The sequence below is a fragment of the Rudaeicoccus suwonensis genome (genome assembly GCF_007829035.1).
In the GTDB taxonomy this organism is placed as follows: domain Bacteria; phylum Actinomycetota; class Actinomycetes; order Actinomycetales; family Dermatophilaceae; genus Rudaeicoccus; species Rudaeicoccus suwonensis.
The window spans coordinates 56153-70257 of the sequence record NZ_VIVQ01000003.1 but is presented as its reverse complement, the minus strand read 5'-3'; the positions used below and the strand labels follow the sequence as shown (position 1 = coordinate 70257).

Sequence of the window (14105 nt, the reverse complement as noted above, 5' to 3'; positions counted from 1 at the left end):
AATCGGCGGCGCATCGACAAGACCTCCCGGGCACCACCTGACGGCTGTGACAGCGCTGTCACAGCCCGGGAGGTCTTCATCGCGTTCGCTCCGGATGCGATTCTGGGGTGCCGGAGCAGTCGATTTCCATCGTGATCGGTCGTGCCATGACGGCGTGATGCCCAGCTCGTCGAGGGTGCCAGAGCCCCGAGTCCATAGCGGTTTCTGAAGCCGCTGAGAAATTGCCCCTCAACGATGTAGGTATGCGCTGGAAGCCCTGGCAGTCCACGTTCGACAACCCCATCGGCCTCGAACACCCCTCCGCTACAGAACTCGGTGCCACTGTCGTCTCGGTCGTCGTCGACGAACTCCTCGACCGCGCACCACGGACCGACCCGACACTGCCCCGCACGGGTGGCCCTGCGGGCAACGCCCGCCTGACGGCGTGGACGGGCGCGATCCTGCTGGTGCTGTTCGCCGTCGAGGGCTACACCATCCTCGACATCCGCGGGTTGCTCAGTTGGCACATCGTCGTCGGGGTGCTGCTGATCCCACCGGCACTGTTGAAGGTCGCAAGCACCGGATGGCGCATCGTGCGCTACTACACCGGCGACGTCCCGTATCGGCAGGCCGGTCCGCCGCAGATGCTGATGCGAGTGATCGGGCCTCTCGTCGTCGTGACGACGTTGTCGGTGCTGGCGACCGGGGTCCTGGTCGCCATCGAGGGCCCGACGGGCCGACACGGCAGCACCTTCGGGCTGCCTGTCTCGATGCTGTTCCAGCACAAGGCCACCTTCATCGCCTGGCTGGTCGTGATGACCGTCCACGTGTTGGGGCGCACGGTCCGTGCCGCAAAGATCGTCGGCGGCCGAGCCACATCAGCGGCGCGGGTACCCGGAAGCACGTCGCGAAGCGCGGCCCTGATCGCTGCGGCGGCGTGCAGCGTCGTGCTCGCCATACTGCTCGTCACGCCCTGGGCCGACCGGTGGCACGCCGGCGGCTTCCAGCACCACTGAGGCCGACGCTCCCGCGCGTCCACTCACAGCTTCGCCACCCGCGCCGCACAGCAGGTCATAGCTGTTGCTGACGTGCTTGAGAAGTTCGACGGGAAGGATCGGAGGCATCCAGTTGAAAGGGCAATCACATGGTTCCGGTTCTTCGTCGCGCGAGGCAGATCAGCCGTGCTGTGCTCGGTTTCGGCACTGTCACGGCACTGGCCGTCGCCGGCTACCTCACGGTGAACACACCGGCGACCAGTGCATCACCGACTCCGTCGACGACCGGTCGCTCCACCTCGTCCAGTTCATCGACATCGACGGGGTCATCGTCGACGAACAAGAGCTCGACGGGCAGCACCTTCAACGAGGTTCCATCGGTCTCGACTCCGTCCGCGACTCAACCTACGACGGCACAGACGCACTCGTCATGATCACGTCCGAAGGCTTTCACTCGATCGGTGTGATGTGGCGGATCACTGCATCACAAGACGACTCGCTTGCCGCCGCCTGCGAGGTCGCCCACGCGCGACTCGAGGAATTGGATGCCGCGGCGTCCCGATTCCGCCACGACTCCGAAGTCACGCGGTTGGCGGCCATGGCCGCACCGGCTGGCAGGACCACGATCACGGCACCGGTCAGCCCACTCCTGCTCACCCTCTTGCGCGACGCACTCTGGGCCGCCGAGGCAACCGGTGGCCTGGTCGACCCGACGCTCGGGCAAGCCATGGCTCTGGCCGGCTATGACACCGACCTTGCCGTGGTGCAGGCGAGAGACACGCAGACCCCACCCGCAACGGCCGTGGCGCATCGCGCGCCGCAGATCCCGACATCCCCGAGTTCGCTGCATGACCTGGTCATCGATCCGATGGCAGGCACCGTCACCATCGCGGCCGGCACGGTGCTCGATCTGGGCGCGACGGCCAAGGCAGCCATGGCCGACCGCATCGCGGGTGAGTTGGCCGCTCGATGGCCAGGTGGATTCCTGGTCGACCTGGGCGGTGACATCGCCGTGGCCGGCCCACCGCCCGCAGGCGGCTGGGTGATCTCCACGCCCGAGACCGCCGATGGCGAGGACCGCCTGTGCATCACCACTCAAGGCGTCGCCACCTCCGGCACCGACCGGCGCCGATGGCTTGTCGACAGCGAAGAGCGCCACCACCTGCTGGACCCCCGCACCGGCCGGGCCATTCGACATACCTGGCGTCAGGTGACCTGCGTTGGCGCATCAGCGTTGCAGGCCAATGCCGCATCGACGGCCGCGTGCGTGCTGTCAGAGGCAGCGGTCGAATGGCTCAGCAGCCGAGGCATCCCCGCGCGACTTGTCGCAGACGACGGTACGGTCACCTACACACCGCGGTGGCCGCGCACCGCAGATCAGGCCGCATCATGACCGTTCTCTGGAATGTCTCGCGCGCCACCGGGCTCGTCGGCGTCGCCCTCATGACGGCGGTCGTCATACTCGGCGTCGTCCTGTCCGGGTCCCGGCGTCGCACCACGCAGACCGGCGCGACGATTCAGGCGGTGCATCGCAGCCTGGCACTGGGGATGATCACCTTCCTGGTCGTCCACATCGCGACCGCAATTCTCGACACCTACGTCCACATCGGTCTGCTGGCTGCGGTGGTGCCATTCGCGTCCGGCTACGACCGGCTCACTGTCGGGCTGGGCACGATCGGTTTCGACCTCCTGGCCGCGCTGATCGTCACCTCCCTGGCCCGGCATCGCATCAGTGAGCACGTATGGCGCTTCGTGCATCGAGCCAGCTTCGCCATGTGGCCCGTCACGATCTGGCACGGCATCGCCATGAGCAGCGATCCGGTCTTACGTATGCCGACGATCGCATGCGCGGTCCTCGGAACCGCCGCCATCATCTGGAGGGCAGCAAGCTCGCACAGCGACAGCATCCGGCGACGCGAGGTCCTCCGTCAGGAGTGGACATGAGCCTGATCGATCTGCTCGACGAGGCCGGTCTGACCGGCCGTGGTGGTGGCTCGTTTCCGACGGGCACCAAGGTGCGGACCGCGCTCGAGCGCGGCGCCAGTCTTGTCGTCAATGCCTGCGACGGTGAGATCGGCACGAGCAAGGATGCCTCCGTCGTCGCGCATCACCTCGACGAAATTTGTTATGGCGCAAGCCTTTTGACCTCCTCGGTGACGTGGGCAGCGCACCGTGGCAGCCCTACCGAGGCGGCACTTCTTGCTGCCGGTCTCGACGTGCTGTCGACACCAGCGAGGTATGTCGCGTCGGAGGAGTCCGCCCTCGTCAACCTTCTCAACGGCGGCCTCGCCCGTCCGCTGATGCGGCAGGCGCCCGTGGCTGTCGGCAGCCGCACGACGATGGGTCGACGGCTACCCGCAACCCTCGTGCTGAACGCCGAGACCGTATGGCGCATCGGCCAGATCGAGCGGTACGGCCCGACGTGGTTCCGCAGCTACGGCACGCCTGCAGAACCAGGCCCGCGGCTGGTGACCATCAGCGGCAGCGTCGAACGGCCCGGTGTCTACGAGACCGCGGCCGGGGTGGCGCTGAACGATCTGCTCGTGGCCGCGGGCACCTTCGATTCCGCCGCCGTGGGACTGTCCGGTCTCAGCGGCGGTTGGCTCTCTGCGGCCGAGTCGCAGCACATCACCTGGTCCAACGCCGGACTCGCGCCATACGGATTTCGGACCGGCAGCGGAGCGATCGCGGTGCTGGACCGATCGACCTGCCCGCTGACGTATGTCGCCGAGTTGGTTCGATTTGCGGCCGGCGAATCGGCCGGCCAGTGCGGACCGTGCATGTTCGGGGTTCCAGCGGTCGCGCGGACCCTCGATCAATTGCTCGACGGCAGCGCGCGTCCGAGCGACATCGCCTTGCTGGACGAGCGGGTACGCATGCTCGTCGGTCGCGGTGCATGCAGGTTCCCCGATGGCATCGCCGGCTTCGTGACCTCGGCGTTGCGGGTGTTCGACCCGGACATCACGGCACACCTCGACGGTGGCTGCCTCTGCCTTCGACAGCCCGCCCATGCGCAACGCTGACAGCGGCAAAACCGTCACCGTCGACCGTGTCGCGTGCACCGCTCACGGCGTGTGCGCAGTCGTGTCGGCAGGTGCGATCGCGTTGGACGAGTTCGGGTATCCGATCGAATCACAGGTCGTGATGGACAGACGCAGCGCACAAGAGCTGGCACGGGCCTGCCCGGCGAGAGCACTTCTGCTGCAAAGAGATTGACGGTGTCAGGTTGCGTGCGCCAGTGGAAGCGTGACCATCACTGTCGTGTCGCCGGGCGTACTGACGATCGCCATCGACCCACCCTGCGCGTGCGCGACGGCATGCACGATCGCCAGCCCGAGGCCGGTGCTGTCGGCGCTGCTCTCCCGGTGTCGTCCCCGAGCGAAGCGGTCGTGGGCGTGGTCGATCAGTTCGGGCGGGAATCCCGGGCCGGTGTCATGCACCGTGATGACGATCTCCGATGCGGACGCGAGCAGTTCACACCGTGCTGTCGTGCCGACAGGCGTGTGCAAGCGCACGTTCGTCACCAGGTTGGTGACCATTCGGCGCACCTGTTCGGTGTCTGCCCGGATCACCACCGGTTCGGCAGGGACGTCGATCGACCACCGATGGCCCGGTGATGTGATCCGAGCATCGTCAACCGCGTCGACGACGACTCGTGTCAGGTCGACCTCGTCCTGCATCGCTGAACCCGCGTCGTCGAGCCGCGCCAGCAGCAAGAGGTCATCGACGATGCCCGCCATACGACCTGTCTCCTCGCCGATACGGGTCAGCGAAAGGTGCACCTGCTCGGGCAGATCGGTGAGCAGCATGTACTCGCGCAGCAACTCGGCGTGGCTGCGGGCGACCGCCAAAGGTGTGCGGAGCTCATGGCTGGCGTCGGCCGCGAACTCCCGCAGTCGCCGTTCGCTCTCGTCGCGTTGCTGCAACGCCAGATCGATATGTCCCAGCATCGCGTTCATCGCCTGTCCGACCTGAGCGACCTCGGTGGGTTCGGACATTTCGTTCGCGCGCAACGGAATCCGACTCTCCGCGGTGTCCAACGGCAGTTCGGTGACCTGCCGGGCAACCGTCGCCAGATCCTGAAGCGGCCGCATCGATCGCCGGGCCGCAGCAGCGCCGAACCCGGCGACGACCGCGACTGCAGTGGTCAGCACCACGGCTTCGAGCAGGATCAGGTCGCGAATGATGTGATTGACCGGTGTCTGCGGAATACCTGTCAGCAGCCGATCACGGCCCTGCGCCGGCGATATCGCGACGCGGTAGTCCCCCAGTCCGGGCAGATGCACCGTGACCGCTCCGCCCAACAACACCATGCCAGCGAGGAGCAGCACCAACCGTGAGGTGAGCGTCTTTGGACGAAGGCTCATCAGACAGGTGGCCGCAGCACATAGCCCGCCCCGCGGACGGTGTGGATCAACGGTTCGACGCCATCGGTGTCGATCTTCTTGCGCAGGTAACTGACGTACAACTCGACCACAACCTCTGCGGCGTGTGCAGCAGTGCCCGCGTGATCGGCAAGCCACCCACGGAACCGGAATGCCGCCACCAGCGCCTCTGCGATCCCGGGCTCGTCTTCGACGACCATGACCCGCAGAGGCCGTCCGTCCGACGCCATCGGTGCACAGTCGTCGGCAGCCACGTTGTGACGATAGCGATCACGCGCCCACTTCATCCCGGTGCGCCACTATCACCGGGGAAGTTCTCAGCGTCGTGAGAAGCAGCAGAGAAAATTACGCTCGTGCATGTGTGAGAGCCCCTGCAGAAACATCAGCAGGGGCTCTCACACATACAGAAATGTCAGACCGCGGTGACCGTGACCTCGATGTTGCCGCGCGTCGCCTTGGAGTACGGGCAGAACTGGTGCGCCTGGTCGACGAGTTCCTGTGCCTTGGCCTGATCCACACCGGGCACCTTGGCGGTGAGCTTCACGCCGATGCCGAAGCCCGACTCGGTCTCACCGAAGGACACCTCCGCAGTCACCGTCGACTCGGAGGCGTCGATGCCGGCGCGACCCGCCACCGCGTTCAGCGCTCCGCAGAAGCAGGCGGCATAACCGGCGGCGAACAGCGTCTCGGGGTTCGCCTTCGGGTTGCTGGTGCTGCCGGGTTTCCCGGTCGCGAGGTCGATCACGCCATCGGCGCTCTTGACGTTTCCTTCGCGGCCGCCCTTGGAGGTGGCCGAAGTGGAGTAGAGCTCCTTGGTGACAGTTTCCAGAGGCATGAATGGCCTTTCCGCTGAGGCGACGCTCCCAGCGAGCGCCACACCTTTCAGCACAACGCTCCGGCTGCGGCCGGACATTCCAGCTGTCTCAGCCAACGGTCGCCCGACGCCGCCCGGGCCGATCAATCCTCATCCAGCCACAGGATCAGGTGAACAGCGCTCATCGAGTCAGACGATCGCGCCCTGCTGCTGCAGCGCGCACTCGCGTGCCACGATCAGCGCGAGACCGTCGGCGACCTCCTGCGCATGCTCGGCCGTGGCCGCCTCGACCATGACTCGCACCAACGGCTCGGTGCCGCTCTTGCGCAACAGCACGCGACCGGTGTCGGCGAGTTCGGCCTGCGCGGCTGCCACCGCAGCCTGCACCACCGGATGAGAATCGACGGCATGCTTGTCGACACCTGGCACATTGACCAGGACCTGCGGCAGCAGCGTCATACAGCCCGCGAGATCGCCCAGCGAACGACCCGTGGCGGCGACTCGGGCGGCAAGCATCAGGCCGGTCAACACACCGTCGCCGGTCGTGCCGTGCTCGAGGAGTATGACGTGGCCGGACTGCTCGCCACCGAGCGAATATCCGCCGCGCACCATCTCTTCGAGCACGTAGCGGTCACCGACGCCAGTGCGCAGGACGGTGATGCCTTCGCGTTGCATCGCGCGCAGCATGCCCTCGTTGCTCATCACGGTCGCGACGAGTGTGTCGGCCGCCAGGGCGCCGCGCTCGTGCAGGTCGATCGCCAGGATCGCCATGATCTGGTCACCGTTGATGACCGCTCCGCCGGCATCGACCGCCAGACAGCGATCGGCGTCGCCGTCGAATGCGAGACCGAGGTCGGCGCCGGCAGCAGGGACGGCCTCCTGCAGACGCTCCAGGTGGGTCGAGCCATAGCCGTCGTTGATGTTGAGGCCATCGGGCTCGGCGCCGATGAGCGTGACTTGCGCGCCAGCGCGACGGAAGGCCTCCGGGGCGATCGTGGCGGCCGCGCCATGAGCGGGGTCGAGCACGACATGCAAGCCGTCGAGCTGACATGGGACGGCGGACAACAGGTGCTGGATGTAGAGCTCGCCGCTGTCGGCATACGAGTGCACCCGGCCGACTGACGCGCCGGTCGGTCGATCCCAGGACTGGTCCAGATGGGCCTCGATGGCGTCCTCGGTGGCGTCGGGCAACTTGCGGCCACCGCGGGAGAAGAACTTGATGCCGTTGTCGGGCATGGCGTTGTGCGAGGCGGACAGCATCACGCCGAGGTCGGCGCCGGAACTGCCGGTCAGGAAGGCGATCGCGGGAGTCGGCAGGACGCCTGCGTCATACACGTCGACACCTGCGGAGGCGAGCCCGGCGACCGTTGCGGCGGCAAGGAATTCGCCAGAGGCCCGCGGGTCGCGGCCTACGACGGCCCTCGGCCGGTGGCCGGCGAATTCACCGGTCTCGGCCAGCACGCGAGCGGCTGCCGCGGACAGGCTCAAAGCAAGTTCTGCGGTGACATCTCGATTGGCGAGCCCACGCACGCCGTCAGTTCCGAACAAGCGACCCATGGATCACCCTCAACCTTTCCTCATCGCCCGCGTGCCACCAAGGACCGGTCATCGCTGCGTCATTGCGCGAGGACTCGCAGGCTTCCTGAAGCGTAAGCGACCCCGCGCCCTTGGATGAGCCAAGGACGCGGGGTCGTTTGTCGGCAGCGCACACGCCGCCGCCGGAGCGCGTCCGGGCGAGAGCGCCCGGAGCGCGATCAGCGCTTGCTGTACTGCGGGGCCTTGCGGGCCTTCTTCAGACCGGCCTTCTTGCGCTCGGGGACGCGAGCGTCGCGGGTGAGGAAGCCGGCCTTCTTCAGCGTCGGACGGTTGAGCTCCGGGTCGACACCGTTCAGCGAACGGGCCACACCCAGGCGCACGGCGCCGGCCTGGCCCGAGGTGCCGCCACCGTGGACGCGCACGAGCACGTCGTAGGCGCCGTCGAGCTCGAGCACCTTCAGGGGCTCGTTGACGATCTGCTGGTGAACCTTGTTCGGGAAGTACTCCGACAGGGTCTTGCCGTTGATCTTCCATTCACCGGTGCCGGGCACGATGCGCACGCGGGCAATGGCCTGCTTGCGGCGGCCGGTGCCGGCGCCGGGCGCGGAGGCGCTCGGGCGACGGGTGGGCTCGTCCGACGGCGCCGCCGAGGACTCGCTGGTGTATTCGGTCAACTGCGGCTCGTCGTCCTCCAGGACGTCGACCGTGGTCTGGTCGGTCACGTGAATCTCCTAATGACTGTCGTGGGGGCGCTTACTGCGCGACCTGGTTGAGATCGAACGGCTGGGGCTGCTGAGCGGCGTGCGGGTGCTGCGGGCCTGCGTAGACCTTGAGCTTGCTCAGCTGCGCACGGCCCAGCGAGTTGTGCTGCAGCATGCCGCGAATGGCCTTCTCGACGGCCTTGGCCGGGTCCTTGGCCATCAGCTCGGTGTAGCTGGTGGCCTTGAGGCCGCCCGGGAAGCCCGAGTGACGGTAGGCCTTCTTCTGCTCCAGCTTGGCGCCGGTCAGAGCGACCTTGTCGGCGTTGATGATGATGACGAAGTCACCAGCGTCGACGTGCGGTGCGAAGGTCACCTTGTGCTTGCCGCGAAGCAGGATCGCGGCTTGGGAGGCCAGGCGACCCAGGACGACGTCGGTCGCGTCGATGACGTGCCAGACGCGCTCCTGCTGGAGCTGCGCCGGCTTGGGCGTGAAAGTGCGCACGTTTCTGCCTTCTCGATTCGGATGATGCCGGCGACCGGAAGGCCGCCCGTCTTGCGTGAAGTAGGTGGTTGCGCGCGAAGCACAACAGTCCACAAGTTTACGGGGCCTGCCCGCGTAGGCTCAAATCGAACCGATCCTCTTGCACAGCAACGCTTTTCGTACGTATGACGACGCACTCGGCACCTTGTGCAGCATCTTTATGCACAACTATTGTGCACGTATGCCGCAGTCTCCGACCCGCTCTTCCGAGGATGCCAGCGCCACCCAGGTGGCCACTCAGTCTCCGCTCCGGGCCCTTGCGCACCCGCTGCGATCGCGCTTGCTCGCCCAGCTGAAGGTGCACGGGGAGGCGACCGCCACCCAACTGGCGGTCGCGCTCGACACCCACACGGGAGCCACGTCCTACCACCTGCGAAAGCTCGCGGAGGCGGGCCTCATCGCCGATACGGGCACCGGCACAGGCCGCCGCCGAGTATGGCGGGCCGTCGATCCGCCGCGGCGCGCTGATCCGGCCGAACCACTCGACGAGGACGAAGCCGCGGCTGCCGAGTGGCTGCAGCGCGATTACATCGAACACTTCGCTGAGCGCGCGGGCGCGTGGGTCTCGGCTGCGCCGACGTGGCCGGCCACCTGGCAGGAGCATTGCGGCCTGGACGACCACGCGGTGCTGGTCACCACCGAGCAGCTCACCGCGCTGTCGGCAGAACTGGCCGAGGTGCTGGACAGATATCGCCGCGCCGGGGCCGGGACCCCGGGTGCGCGACGAGTTGCGGCATACACCGCGTTGCTGCCGATCGACCCGCCACCGGGCAGCTGACGTCAGCGGTACGGAATCCGTGCCGTCGGCTGGTCAGCGCGTACGCTCGACGCGGCCTTCCTCCCACACCGGATCGTTGCTCTCTCGCACCCGACTGTCTGCACCGAAGACGAGGAATCGGTCGAATCCCCTTGCAAACCAACGGTCGTGGGTCACAGCCACGACAGTGCCGTCGAAGGCTGCCAGGCCGTCCTCCAAAGCCTCGGCCGAGTGCAGGTCGAGGTTGTCGGTGGGTTCGTCGAGCAACAGCAAGGTCGCGCCGGACAGCTCCAACAGCAGGATCTGGAAGCGCGCCTGCTGCCCACCGGACAACGATCCGAAACGCTGTTCGGCGGACCGGGCGAGCTCATAGCGATCCAGTGCCCGGGCCGCCTGCTCGCGAGGCATTCCGTCACGGTGGTCGTCACCGCGGTGCAGAATCTCCAGCAAGGTGCGGTCGGCCATCGAGGTGCCGGCTGCCGACGCAGCCGACTGTGCGAACCACCCGGGTCGCACGCGCGACCCCAACCGGGCCACACCGGTGCAATCGACCGGCTTGGGGCGGTAATCACCCACCGGCTGGTGCTCCACGTCAGGGTCGGAGCCGCCCGCGGCCAGCAACCGCAGGAAGTGCGACTTGCCCGAGCCGTTCGAGCCCAGCACCGCGACGCGTTCGCCGTACCAGATCTCCAGGTCGAACGGCTGCATCAGCCCGGTCAACTCAAGGTGCTCGCAGACGACCGCGCGCTTGGCCGTGCGACCTCCGCCGAGACGCATGGTGACCTTCTGCTCGAAGGCCGTCACCTGCGGCGGGCCGGCATCCTCGAACTTGGCCAGTCGGGTCTGCGCGGCGCGGTAGCGGGACGACATGCCGTCGTTGAACGTCGCCTTCACCTTCAGCGACTGCACGAGTTGCTTGAGCTTGGCGTGCTCCTCGTCCCAACGACGGCGCAACTCCTCGAGCTTGTTGTTCCGGTCGACCCGCGCCTGGTGATAGGTGTCGAAGCGGCCGACGTGGATCCATGCGTAGGCTCCGGCAGCCGTCGGCTCCAGGGTCGCGATGCTCGTGGCGACCTGCTGCAACAGTTCGCGGTCGTGGCTGATGAACAGCACCGTCTTGGGCGACTCGACCAATCGCTGCTCCAGCCACCGCTTGGTCGGCACGTCCAGAGAGTTGTCCGGCTCGTCCAGCAACAGCACCTCCTCCGGGCCACGCAGCAGGGCTTCGAGCACGATGCGCTTCTGCTCGCCGCCGCTGAGCGTCGACACGTCGCGGAATTGCGCGCGCTCGTACGGCACCGAGATCGCCGCGACGGTGCACACGTCGGCGAGGGTCTCCCAGTCGTAGCCACCGACCTCCGCCCAGTCGGCGAGCGCCTGCGCATAGGCGAACTGCGCCGGCTCGTCGTCGCGTTGCATGATCGCCAGTTCGGATTCGTCAACTGCCGTGGCAGCAGTGCGGATCGGCTCCGGTGCGACGGTCAGCAGCAGGTCGCGGACGGAGAACTCCTCGCCCTCGGGCCGCGCACGTCCGATGAACTGCGGCATCACCGCGAGGCCGCCACTGCGCGTGATCGCACCCTCGTGCGCGTCGATGTCGCCGTCGATGATCCGCAGCAGGGTCGTCTTGCCCGTGCCGTTGGGGCCGACGAGCGCGACCTTCGCGCCTTCTCCGACACGCAGGCTCACTCCCCCGAGCAGCGGCCGCCCGTCGGGCAGGAAGTAGTGCACGCCGTTGACATCGATATGACCCACGAGGGTCAACGATGACGTATGGCGGTGCGCACCGTCACCCGGGTTTACCGACCGCGCGACGAATGCCGCCGAAAACCGTTGGCGCAGCGGGTGATTCAGCAGGTGGCTTCGAGCGCTGCGAGGGCGTCTTCCATGTGGTGGATCATCCGCTGCACCGATGGCGCACTGCTGCGGCAGGCGGTGATGCCGAAGTCGACCTGGTCGTCATACGTGACGAGGGTGATGTTCATGGCCAGCCCGTCGAGCGGGATGGATGCCGGGAAGAGCCCGTCGAGGTGGGCGCCGTTGAAGTACATCTGCTGCCGCGGGCCGGGCACGTTGGAGATGATGACGTTGAACGGCGGCCGCCCGACCAGGTCGTAGGTCGGCAGCATCGACAGGCCGAGCCCGGCGATGTTGAAGCCGGACATGAGCAGGATCTGCAGCGGGCTCAACTCACGCATCGTCTGCTTTGCCGCGACGGTGGACTCGTGCACCGCCTCGAGGCGATCCACCGGATCCGCCAAGTCGGTGCCGAGGCCGGCGATGATTGCGCCGATCTCATTGCCGCCGACCTCGCTGCTCTCGTCCCGCAGGTTGACCGGGCACATCGCCGTCAAGGAGCGCTCAGGCAGAGCGTCCAACTCCTGCAGATAGGCTCGCAGTCCGCCGCCGCACACGGCCAGCACGACGTCGTTGAGCGAGACGTCGTGGGTCTTGCAGACCACACGGAATCTGTCCATGCCGAACGACTGTGCGACGAATCGCCTTGCTCCGCCGACCTTTTCGTTCAAGATCGTGCGAGGCGCGTCGAACGGCGTCACGAGGCCGGTGTCGCGCAGCGAGCGGGTGGCGATCTTGAGCGCATTGGGGCCGATCGACACGAGTTCGCCGACCGCGTCGACGCCGCTGCGCCATACCGAACTCAGCAAGGGCACGCCGGGGAACGGATTGTTGCTGACGCTGCGTTCGTGGCCGGTGGGCGATCGCAGCGCCCACGGCGCCTCGCAGTCGCGGGCATCGGGATCCGGGCTGCAGGAGCGCTGCATCAGTTGCAGCGCCGACACCCCGTCGACCAGAGCGTGGTGCACCTTGGTGAAGACCGCGACGCGGCCGTCGGCCAAGCCTTCGACGACGTGGGCCTCCCACAACGGCCGGTGCCGGTCCAACAGCGACCCTTGCCAGCGAGACGTGAGCTCGAACAGCTCGCGCAGTCGGCCCGGGCTGGGGACGGCCGACCGGCGGACGTGGTGATCCATGTCGACGACGGGGTCGACATGCCAGCGGAAATTGCCCAGGGTGCCGACCGGCTCGGCCGGACGCATCCGGAAGCGGGTGCTGACCTCGGTGTTCATCAGCCGGTCGGTGAGCACCTCGCGGGCATAGCCGGGTCCGGCGCCCTCCGGTGGCGAGAACAGTTGCAGCCCACCCACATGCATCGGATGCTCGCGCGACTCGATCAGCAGAAAACCGGAATCAACAGGACCCATCGACGGCATAGCGAACACCCTTCCCAGACCTGCGGCGCCACGCAACTGTCCGGTGCATGGCTACCCCAGAGTAGCTAGACTCCCGGTGCACATGTGACCGCAACCACATGTGGCCCGGCGCGGCCTCGTCGGCGTGCACACCATGGCAGCGCAGCACCTCGGGACCGGAAGGACACCACGTGGCAGCACTTCCATCGGACAGCGGCGGTATGCCGGTGCCCGCGGTGCGCGTGCGGCATCCCCGCACGTCGCGCAGGTCCGCTGTCCTCGCCGGATCGCTGCGCGCCACCGCCAAACCGGTGGTGACGCTGTGGAGCTACGCGCCCAGCCTGGTGCGCCTCTCGCGGGTGATGGACACCGGCGCGGACCGGCTGCGCCTGCCCGAAGGAACCGCGGTCGATCGCGTGCAGCTCGGTCCCTGCGACGGCGAGTGGATCCGCGCACCGCGGTGCCGGCCGGACGCCGCGGTGCTCTATCTGCACGGCGGCGCACTGATCAGCTGCAGCCTGGCCTCGCACCGCCGACTGGTCGCGGCCACGTCGCGGGTGTGCCGCGCCCCGGCACTCAACGTGGGTTTCCGGATGCTGCCCGTGGTCACCCTCGACGACATGGTTTCGGACTGTATGGCGGGCTACCGCTGGCTGCTGGATCGCGGCTACAGCGGTGAGCAGATCAGCATCGTCGGCGACTCCGCCGGTGGACTGCTCACCTTCCTGCTGGTGCTCGCACTACGCGATGAGGGCCTGCCGATGCCGGCCGCGATCGCGTCGATGTCCCCGCTGCTCGACCTCGGCATCGAACGCAAGCAGGCCAGCCCGTATCACGAGCGATGCGACGTCTTCACCGTCCGCGCGTGCCGCACCCTCAACACCTTCGTCGCGGCGGTCGACCGGGCTCACGAGAGGTATGGCGCGCGACTCTCCCCCATCGACTGCGATCTGCACGGGCTGCCGCCAGTGTTGCTGCAGGTGGGCTCGCACGAGATCCTGCGCCCGGAGATCGAGGAGATGGCCGACCGGCTGGCCGAGGCCGACGTGCCTGTGACGCTGGACATCTGGAAGGGGCAGGTGCATGTCTTCCAGGCGGCGGCCTCGTGGCTGCCGGAGGCACAGCAGGCACTGCGGACACTGGGGCAGTTCGTCCTGCACCCGCCGCCGGTCGGGTAGCGCTCGG

General features: G+C 67.4%; 15 protein-coding genes and 1 pseudogene. 7 read left to right on the top strand and 9 right to left on the bottom strand.

The genetic code is table 11. From position 1 onward, the window contains the following. The first annotated feature begins 242 nt into the window (after positions 1 to 242). Entirely contained in the window at positions 243 to 995 is a 753-nt protein-coding gene (locus BKA23_RS14565; RefSeq protein ID WP_145229784.1) for a hypothetical protein, read from the top strand. 211 nt (positions 996 to 1206) lie between these two features. Here the strand turns inward: BKA23_RS14565 and BKA23_RS18160 are convergent, their stop codons facing one another. After that, entirely contained in the window at positions 1207 to 1341 is a 135-nt protein-coding gene (locus BKA23_RS18160; protein ID WP_281287573.1) for a hypothetical protein, read from the bottom strand. Positions 1342 to 1404: 63 nt separating this feature from the next. Here BKA23_RS18160 and BKA23_RS14560 point away from each other — a divergent pair, with 63 nt between their 5' ends. From BKA23_RS14560 to BKA23_RS18265, 4 genes are read left to right on the top strand one after another with little or no spacing between them, the layout of a single operon-like run. After that, positions 1405 to 2367 (top strand): FAD:protein FMN transferase, encoded by a 963-nt coding sequence (locus BKA23_RS14560; RefSeq protein ID WP_145229782.1) that lies wholly within the window; start codon positions 1405 to 1407, stop codon positions 2365 to 2367. Continuing rightward, the gene (locus BKA23_RS14555) at positions 2364 to 2918 is read left to right on the top strand and encodes a ferric reductase-like transmembrane domain-containing protein (protein WP_145229781.1); all 555 of its coding nucleotides are present in this window, start codon (positions 2364 to 2366) and stop codon (positions 2916 to 2918) included. Before BKA23_RS14560 ends, BKA23_RS14555 begins: the two co-directional genes overlap by 4 nt. After that, complete coding sequence (locus tag BKA23_RS14550; RefSeq protein WP_145229779.1) at positions 2915 to 3997, top strand: NADH-ubiquinone oxidoreductase-F iron-sulfur binding region domain-containing protein; 1083 nt, start codon at positions 2915 to 2917, stop codon at positions 3995 to 3997. Before BKA23_RS14555 ends, BKA23_RS14550 begins: the two co-directional genes overlap by 4 nt. Continuing rightward, on the top strand, positions 3984 to 4190 hold the full coding sequence (locus BKA23_RS18265) for a ferredoxin (RefSeq protein ID WP_145229777.1): 207 nt from the start codon (positions 3984 to 3986) through the stop codon (positions 4188 to 4190). Before BKA23_RS14550 ends, BKA23_RS18265 begins: the two co-directional genes overlap by 14 nt. 5 nt (positions 4191 to 4195) lie before the next feature. On the opposite strand, the gene BKA23_RS14540 is transcribed toward BKA23_RS18265, so the two are convergent. The 6 genes and pseudogenes from BKA23_RS14540 to rplM all read right to left on the bottom strand — a co-directional run bounded on the left by BKA23_RS14540 (position 4196) and on the right by rplM (position 8912). Then, positions 4196 to 5341 (bottom strand): sensor histidine kinase, encoded by a 1146-nt coding sequence (locus BKA23_RS14540; RefSeq protein WP_145229775.1) that lies wholly within the window; start codon positions 5339 to 5341, stop codon positions 4196 to 4198. Beyond that, positions 5341 to 5502: pseudogene (locus tag BKA23_RS18155) on the bottom strand (winged helix-turn-helix domain-containing protein); the annotation flags it as partial. The gene BKA23_RS14540 and the pseudogene BKA23_RS18155, both read right to left, overlap by 1 nt. Positions 5503 to 5771: 269 nt before the next feature. Then, on the bottom strand, positions 5772 to 6194 hold the full coding sequence (locus BKA23_RS14530) for an organic hydroperoxide resistance protein (RefSeq protein WP_145229774.1): 423 nt from the start codon (positions 6192 to 6194) through the stop codon (positions 5772 to 5774). A gap of 168 nt (positions 6195 to 6362) precedes the next feature. After that, complete coding sequence (gene glmM, locus BKA23_RS14525) at positions 6363 to 7730, bottom strand: phosphoglucosamine mutase (protein ID WP_145229771.1); 1368 nt, start codon at positions 7728 to 7730, stop codon at positions 6363 to 6365. 197 nt (positions 7731 to 7927) lie between these two features. Then, positions 7928 to 8431 carry a 30S ribosomal protein S9 gene (gene rpsI / locus BKA23_RS14520; protein WP_145229769.1) on the bottom strand — a complete coding sequence of 168 codons (504 nt, stop codon included), beginning with the start codon at positions 8429 to 8431 and terminating at the stop codon, positions 7928 to 7930. 31 nt (positions 8432 to 8462) lie between these two features. After that, the gene (gene rplM, locus BKA23_RS14515) at positions 8463 to 8912 is read right to left on the bottom strand and encodes a 50S ribosomal protein L13 (protein ID WP_145229767.1); all 450 of its coding nucleotides are present in this window, start codon (positions 8910 to 8912) and stop codon (positions 8463 to 8465) included. A 220-nt stretch (positions 8913 to 9132) separates the two neighbouring features. On the opposite strand from rplM, the gene BKA23_RS14510 reads away from it, so the two are divergent. After that, positions 9133 to 9729 (top strand): ArsR/SmtB family transcription factor, encoded by a 597-nt coding sequence (locus BKA23_RS14510; protein WP_145229765.1) that lies wholly within the window; start codon positions 9133 to 9135, stop codon positions 9727 to 9729. A gap of 33 nt (positions 9730 to 9762) precedes the next feature. Here BKA23_RS14510 and BKA23_RS14505 read toward each other — a convergent pair whose 3' ends face one another. Beyond that, the gene (locus BKA23_RS14505; RefSeq protein WP_145229763.1) at positions 9763 to 11463 is read right to left on the bottom strand and encodes an ABC-F family ATP-binding cassette domain-containing protein; all 1701 of its coding nucleotides are present in this window, start codon (positions 11461 to 11463) and stop codon (positions 9763 to 9765) included. Between the two features lie 95 nt (positions 11464 to 11558). After that, complete coding sequence (locus BKA23_RS14500; protein WP_246104674.1) at positions 11559 to 12932, bottom strand: WS/DGAT/MGAT family O-acyltransferase; 1374 nt, start codon at positions 12930 to 12932, stop codon at positions 11559 to 11561. Positions 12933 to 13111: 179 nt separating this feature from the next. On the opposite strand from BKA23_RS14500, the gene BKA23_RS14495 reads away from it, so the two are divergent. Beyond that, positions 13112 to 14098 carry an alpha/beta hydrolase gene (locus BKA23_RS14495; RefSeq protein ID WP_170226582.1) on the top strand — a complete coding sequence of 329 codons (987 nt, stop codon included), beginning with the start codon at positions 13112 to 13114 and terminating at the stop codon, positions 14096 to 14098. Positions 14099 to 14105: the final 7 nt, after the last annotated feature.

Coding starts and splice junctions, on each gene's coding strand:
- BKA23_RS14565 (WP_145229784.1), top strand. CDS start 243: ATGCGCTGGAAGCCCTGGCAGTCCACGTTCGACAACCCCATCGGCCTC.
- BKA23_RS14560 (WP_145229782.1), top strand. CDS start 1,405: ATGATCACGTCCGAAGGCTTTCACTCGATCGGTGTGATGTGGCGGATC.
- BKA23_RS14555 (WP_145229781.1), top strand. CDS start 2,364: ATGACCGTTCTCTGGAATGTCTCGCGCGCCACCGGGCTCGTCGGCGTC.
- BKA23_RS14550 (WP_145229779.1), top strand. CDS start 2,915: ATGAGCCTGATCGATCTGCTCGACGAGGCCGGTCTGACCGGCCGTGGT.
- BKA23_RS18265 (WP_145229777.1), top strand. CDS start 3,984: ATGCGCAACGCTGACAGCGGCAAAACCGTCACCGTCGACCGTGTCGCG.
- BKA23_RS14540 (WP_145229775.1), bottom strand. CDS start 5,341: ATGAGCCTTCGTCCAAAGACGCTCACCTCACGGTTGGTGCTGCTCCTC.
- BKA23_RS14530 (WP_145229774.1), bottom strand. CDS start 6,194: ATGCCTCTGGAAACTGTCACCAAGGAGCTCTACTCCACTTCGGCCACC.
- glmM (WP_145229771.1), bottom strand. CDS start 7,730: ATGGGTCGCTTGTTCGGAACTGACGGCGTGCGTGGGCTCGCCAATCGA.
- BKA23_RS14510 (WP_145229765.1), top strand. CDS start 9,133: ATGCCGCAGTCTCCGACCCGCTCTTCCGAGGATGCCAGCGCCACCCAG.
- BKA23_RS14500 (WP_246104674.1), bottom strand. CDS start 12,932: ATGGGTCCTGTTGATTCCGGTTTTCTGCTGATCGAGTCGCGCGAGCAT.